The sequence below is a fragment of the Mycobacterium simiae genome, assembly GCF_008370645.1.
Lineage (GTDB): Bacteria > Actinomycetota > Actinomycetes > Mycobacteriales > Mycobacteriaceae > Mycobacterium > Mycobacterium simiae_A.
The window spans coordinates 1-5,826 of sequence record NZ_VTZN01000239.1; the positions used below are offsets into that span (position 1 = coordinate 1).

The 5,826-nt window shown below is 65.9% G+C and carries 5 protein-coding genes; 3 read left to right on the top strand and 2 right to left on the bottom strand.

All coding sequences use genetic code 11. From position 1 onward, the window contains the following. Positions 1 to 226 precede the first annotated feature (226 nt). Both F0Q45_RS23715 and F0Q45_RS23720 read right to left on the bottom strand, forming a co-directional pair. Positions 227 to 967 carry a phosphoadenylyl-sulfate reductase gene (locus tag F0Q45_RS23715; RefSeq protein ID WP_149656229.1) on the bottom strand — a complete coding sequence of 247 codons (741 nt, stop codon included), beginning with the start codon at positions 965 to 967 and terminating at the stop codon, positions 227 to 229. After that, complete coding sequence (locus tag F0Q45_RS23720; RefSeq protein ID WP_188113126.1) at positions 964 to 2,631, bottom strand: nitrite/sulfite reductase; 1,668 nt, start codon at positions 2,629 to 2,631, stop codon at positions 964 to 966. The genes F0Q45_RS23715 and F0Q45_RS23720 overlap by 4 nt, the downstream gene beginning before the upstream one ends. Before the next feature lie 594 nt (positions 2,632 to 3,225). On the opposite strand from F0Q45_RS23720, the gene F0Q45_RS23725 reads away from it, so the two are divergent. The 3 genes from F0Q45_RS23725 to F0Q45_RS23735 form a co-directional block, all read left to right on the top strand. Further along, the gene (locus tag F0Q45_RS23725) at positions 3,226 to 3,753 is read left to right on the top strand and encodes a hypothetical protein (RefSeq protein WP_373425074.1); all 528 of its coding nucleotides are present in this window, start codon (positions 3,226 to 3,228) and stop codon (positions 3,751 to 3,753) included. Between the two features lie 56 nt (positions 3,754 to 3,809). After that, on the top strand, positions 3,810 to 4,202 hold the full coding sequence (locus F0Q45_RS23730; RefSeq protein ID WP_373425075.1) for a transglycosylase family protein: 393 nt from the start codon (positions 3,810 to 3,812) through the stop codon (positions 4,200 to 4,202). A 259-nt stretch (positions 4,203 to 4,461) separates the two neighbouring features. Further along, on the top strand, positions 4,462 to 5,826 hold a 1,365-nt coding region (locus tag F0Q45_RS23735), incomplete at its 3' end, for a PE family protein (RefSeq protein WP_149656232.1).

Below are 5,826 nucleotides of genomic sequence, written 5' to 3' on the forward strand. Positions count from 1 at the left end.
ACTAGCGGAGCTGGCGGTTTGCCGTATGGTGCCCGAGCCGGCGATCTGGGCGGGGATGTCGACGCGGGCGTGGTGGGCAGCAAAAGTAACAGGGATCCGCTGGGCAATTCAGCTAGGCCCGGTTTATCCGCTCACAGAACGCGACCCGGGCGTTGGCCAGTGACCTCTCGCGTGTTGGCCGCCGACCGCGGGTCCGCTCTTCCGAGCGCAGTCAAGGCAAAATCCGTCAGGAAGCGTGCAACCCGCATTCGGTCTTGGCCAGCCCCTGCCAGCGGCCGCTGCGCGGGTCGGCGCCCGCGGCAGGTTTGGCCGTGCATGGAGCGCAGCCGATCGACGGATAGCCTTCGTAGACAAGCGGATTGACTAGCACATCATGCTCGGCGATGTAGTCCTGCATATCCTCATCGGTCCACGCCGCCAGCGGGTTGACTTTGACCAGCTTGAAAGCCTCGTCGAAGCTGATCAGCGGGGCGTTGGCACGCGTCGGTGCTTCGACGCGGCGCAGCCCGGTCACCCACGCTGAGTAGCCGCGCAGGGTCTTACCCAGCGGGACGACTTTGCGCAGTCGGCAGCACTGGCCGGGGTCGCGGGCGAAGAGGTCTTTGCCCAGCAGTTCGTTCTGTTCAGCGACCGTGTGCTCGGGGGTCACATTGAGCACGTGGATGTCGTAGATGGATTCGGCTGCATCCCGAGTCCCGACGGTTTCCACGAAGTGATATCCGGTGTCGAGGAAGAGCACCGGTACGCCCGGGCGCACCTTGGCAGCCAGATCCAGCAGCACGGCGTCGGCCATGTTGGAGGCCACTACGTAGTTGCAGGTCGCCCAGCCGCGGGGTCCGTTGACACCGCCGAAGTTTTCTTCGGTCCACCGCAGCAGTTCAGTGGCGCTGGCTCCCGCGAGTTGGGCGGCGCCGCGGGCCGCCAGCTCCCGCAGCTGCGTCTCGGTCGGCTTGTTCGTCTCGCTCATCGCAGCTCGTCCTCCTGAGCCCGAATAGCCCACTGCGCGAAGCGTTCGCCGTCGGCGCGATGCTTGACGAAGTTACGTACCACCCGCTCGATGTAGTCGCCCAGCTCGTCGCTTGCGACCTTGTGTTGGCGCAGTTTACGGCCGAAACCACTGTCGAGGCCGAGGCTTCCGCCGAGATGCACCTGGAAGCCCTCAACCGAGCCGCCGTGACCGTCGTCGACCATCTGACCTTTGAAACCGATGTCGGCGACTTGAATTCGCGCGCACGAGTTCGGACAGCCGTTGATGTTGACGGTGATGGGCACGTCGAGCGCAGCGTTGATGCCCTCCAACCGGCGTTCCAGCTCGGGCGCCAAAGACTGTGCCCGGACCCGGGTTTCGGCGAAGGACAATTTGCAGAACTCGATTCCGCTGCAGGCCATCAGGTTACGACGCCAGCGCGACGGGCGCGAGTGTAGACCCAACGCCTCCAGACCGGTGATTGTCACCTCGAGCTTGTCGTCGGGGATGTCGAGGATGACAAGTTTCTGGTATGGGGTGAACCGGATCCGGTCCGATCCGGCTTGCTCGGCAAGGTCGGCTACCGCCGCCAGAATAGTGCCGGAGACCCGCCCGGCGATCGGGGCAACCCCGACAGCATTGCGGCCGTTTTTTTGTCGCTGCACTCCCACGTGATCGATCGGATGCTTGAGGGGCTCCGGAGCCGGCCCATCGATGAGGTGACGTTTGAGGTACTCAGTTTCGAGAACTTGCCTGAACTTCTCTATGCCCCAGTCCTTGATCAGGAACTTCAGCCGCGCCTTGGACCGCAGTCGCCGGTAGCCGTAGTCGCGAAACACCGACGTCACCGCGGCCCACACCGCGGGCACCTCGCGCAGCGGAACCCAAGCCCCGACCCGCTGCGCCAGCATCGGGTTGGTCGACAGGCCGCCGCCGACCCACAGGTCCAGCCCCGGCCCGTGCTCAGGATGGTTGACGCCGATAAACGCGACGTCGTTGACCTCGTGCGCGACGTCCTGCAAACCCGAGATCGCCGTCTTGTACTTGCGCGGCAGGTCGGCGAAGTCGGGCTTGCCGATGTAGCGGCGCACAATCTCGTCGATCGCCCAGGTCGGGTCGAGCACCTCGTCCAGAGACTCACCGGCTAGCGGCGAGCCCAGCACCACCCGGGGGCAGTCACCGCATGCCTCGGCGGTCTGCAGTCCGACCGCGTCCAGCCGTCGCCAGATTTCCGGCACATTTTCCACTTCGATCCAGTGGTACTGAATATTTTCCCGATCGGAGATGTCGGCGGTGTCCCGAGCGAAGTCGATGGAGATTTGGCCCAGTGTGCGCAGCGCGCCAGTCGAGATCGCGCCGCTGTCGCAGCGGACCCGCATCATGAAGTACTTGGCCTCGAGCTTGTCGATGTTCTCGTCACCGGTCCAGGAGCCGTCGTAGCCTTGCTCACGCTGGGTGTAGAGACCCCACCACCGAAAGCGTCCGCGCAGGTCGGTCTTATCGATGCTGGCGAATCCGTCCCGGGCGTAGACCTTCTCGATGCGCTCGCGGACATCCAGCGGGTTGCTGGCCTTCTTCATCTCTTCGTTGGGGTTGAGGGGCTCGCGATGTCCCAACGCCCACTGGCCCTCATTGCGGGGCTTGGCGGGGCGTGCCGTGGTCATGGGGCGGTTCTCCTTCGCGAACAATGCCGCCCGTGGCGCGCGCAAACCACCGTTTTCCGGGTGCGCAGATCGGGTGGCCGGCTGGAGTGCAGGTGGGCTGGGTCTACGCCATCAAAGCAGACAGCAACAGCTGCACCGCGGTATCGGCTTTGCGACGGTCACGGCGTCATTCTGCCACGGCTGGCGAGCGGTCATATGACCAGGCCAAATTTTGTCGCGCGATGATCGGAACAAGGAGGAGTGCCTGAAGCGATTAGCTACCAAGGCCAAGGACCGGCCGGGATCCCGTTTTGGGTCGAAGGTGAGCCAGACAGCGAGGGTCACTGGCGTGGTCGTCCCGCACGGGGGCACCGCATTGCCACCAAAATGTTATTCGGCAGCTATAGCAACTGTTGCAATACGAAAATATTGTCACCGTCGTTCCTGGGAGGGAGAGTTGCTCGCCCCGGACCCTCAGATGAACCGCCGTAGCGGCCCGCGTGATAGGGGAAGCCTTACGTGAACGATGTGGTGCTGTCCGCAAAGGACGCAAGACCCGGATCCGCCGGCCAGGCTGATCCAGCAAGAGCGGCGTGTGCTCACGACGACGGACCGGTGCCACAGGTCACCGAGGACGCCGATGCGGCCGGCGGGGGTCGCTTGGCCCGGCTGAGCAATCGCCGGCTGGGCGCAGTTGCCGCGGCTCTCGTTATCGCGTTGGGTGGGCTGATTTTTGGTGGTTGGGTGCTATTTCGTCAACACCAGAAGGACGAAGCCGCCAGTGAGGCGCTTGCGGCCGCGCGGAACTACGTCGTCAAACTCACCAATCTCGATTCGGAAGCGGTCGACGCCAGGTTCGCTGACATCCTCGACGGCTCGACCGGTGAATTCAAGGACTCGTACGGCAAATCCAATCAGCAGCTTCGCCAGCAGTTAATTGACCGCCAAGTTCATACCCGCGGCTCGGTCGTAGAGGCCGCGGTGAAGTCGGCAACGCCCGACAAGGTCGTGGTCCTGATGTTCGTCGACGAATCAGTGAGCAACCGGGATAGCACACGTTCCGAGCTCGACCACAGTCGCATCAAGATGACGATGGTGAAGGTCGATGGTCGTTGGGTGGCAAGAAAGGTGCAGCTGCTATGAGGTTGGGGATGAGGGTGCTACGGGCGAGCCGCAGGACACGCGGCGCGGAGCGCCGTCTGCTCGCGGTGACTGCCATCGCGGGCGCTGCGCCGGTCTTGGCGCTCGCCGTATCGGCGGGTATCTCCCATGCAGATAGCGTCAACTGGGACGCGATCGCGCAATGCGAGTCCGGCGGCAATTGGGCAGCCGACACCGGCAACGGTTTGTACGGTGGCTTGCAGATCAGCCAGCCGACGTGGGATGGCAACGGTGGAGTCGGATTGCCGTCGGTTGCTAGTCCTGACGGTCAAATAGAAGTCGGAGAAAGGATCATGACCACTCAGGGGCCAGGCGCATGGCCGAGATGTAGCTCCTGTAGCCGTGGTGATGCTCCGGTCGGCTCCCTGACGCACATCCTGACAGCCCTGATGGCCTCAAGCGGGGGTTGTCCGGGGAACGCCGACGACTGAGCTGGCTGGCGCCGTCGCGGCAGGCCCGCCTGGCGACCTCGTTGGCATGTGACTAACGAACGATGTCTGCAGCGGCTGCTGCGCTTTCGGTGGTGGTGCGCGCACCAACACCCAACCAGAGCAGGGTTATCGCGCTTCAAGCTTCGGATCAGAGCAAACGCGAAGTAGCCTGGCTCGACATCAAATAGATTGGCCTTCGACCGGCGGTCGGAGTTTATTGCGACCTCTTCTAGCTGCATACCAGGCAGGGGGAGTGCAGATGTCATCGGTGATAGTAGGGCCGGAGACTCTGACAACGGCGGCAACAGAGCTGGCGAAAATCGGTTCATCGATCGGCGCGGCCAACGCGACCGCGGCTGCCCAGACCACATGGCTGCTCAGCGCCGGCGTTGATGAGGTGTCGGCAAGCATTGCGGCGTTCTTCGGCGCGCACGGTAGCGCCTATCAGGCGCTGAGTGCTCAAGCGGCGGCGTTCCACGACCAGATTGTGCAGACGCTCAACGCGAGCGCTGGCCGGTACGCCAGCGCGGAGGCCGCCAATGCCGCACAGAACCTGTTGAATGCGGTGAACGGCCCCACCCAGGCGCTGCTAGGTCGCCCCCTGATCGGCAACGGCGCGAACGGAATTCCCGGGACCGGAACCAATGGCGGGCCCGGTGGGCTTTTGATCGGCAATGGCGGTGCGGGCGGGTCTGGTGGGACTGGCCAAAACGGCGGTGACGGCGGGCGGGCCGGGCTATTCGGTAACGGTGGCGCCGGCGGTGACGGCGGTTCCGGCCTGACCTCAAATGCCGGGAAGGGCGGGGCCGGCGGGGCGAGTGGGTTGTTCGGCTCCGGCGGTGCGGGTGGAAACGGCGGGCTATCGATCATTTTTAACGGGGGTGAGGGCGGGACTGGCGGCGCTGCCGGAATCCTCGGCGTCGGCGGGGCCGGTGGCGCCGGCGGATTCTCTGGGCAGGCCAACGGCGGCGTTGGCGGGGCAGGGGGCTCCGGAGGAATTGTCGGCGCGGGCGGCCGCGGTGAATTGCTGTTTGGGTCAGGCGGGGCAGGCGGGCCCGGAGGCGCCGGCGGCGGCACCGGTGGACCAGGTGGCGACGGCGGGTTCCTGGTGGGCGGTGGCGGGGCGGGCGGACCCGGAGGCATCGGCGGCGGTGCTGGCGGTGCGGGCGGTCGTGCTGAGTTGCTATTCGGCGGAGGGGGTGCCGGCGGCACGGGCGGTGCAGGCGTTGATGCCGGTCCAGGTGGTGACGGCGGGGCCGGGGGGCGCGGCGGTGCCGGAGGTGCAGGGTGGCTGTTGGCCGGCGGCGGCGCCGGCGGCAGTGGCGGGACTGGCGGCGCTGGCGGCTTAGGCAACGCCGCCGGTTTAGGCGATCCCACCGGTGGAGTCGGCGGTGCCGGCGGTGCCGGCGGCGACGGCGGGACCGGAGGCCATGGTGCATTGTTCCTCGGGGCGGGTGGGCAGGGCGGTTTGGCCGGTAATGGCGGTACGGGCGGCGCCGGCGGGCTAGGCGCCGTGGCAGCCCTGGGCGGCGCCGGAGGGCCGGGTGGCACCGGAGGCGTCGGTGGCGCAGCAGGTTCCGGTGGCAACGGCGGTGCGGGTACGAACTTCAGCAGCGCCGGCGCC

Bases quoted from the DNA above. Each gene is read 5' to 3' on its own strand.
- F0Q45_RS23715 (WP_149656229.1), bottom strand. From the start codon at position 967: ATGAGCGAGACGAACAAGCCGACCGAGACGCAGCTGCGGGAGCTGGCG.
- F0Q45_RS23720 (WP_188113126.1), bottom strand. From the start codon at position 2,631: ATGACCACGGCACGCCCCGCCAAGCCCCGCAATGAGGGCCAGTGGGCG.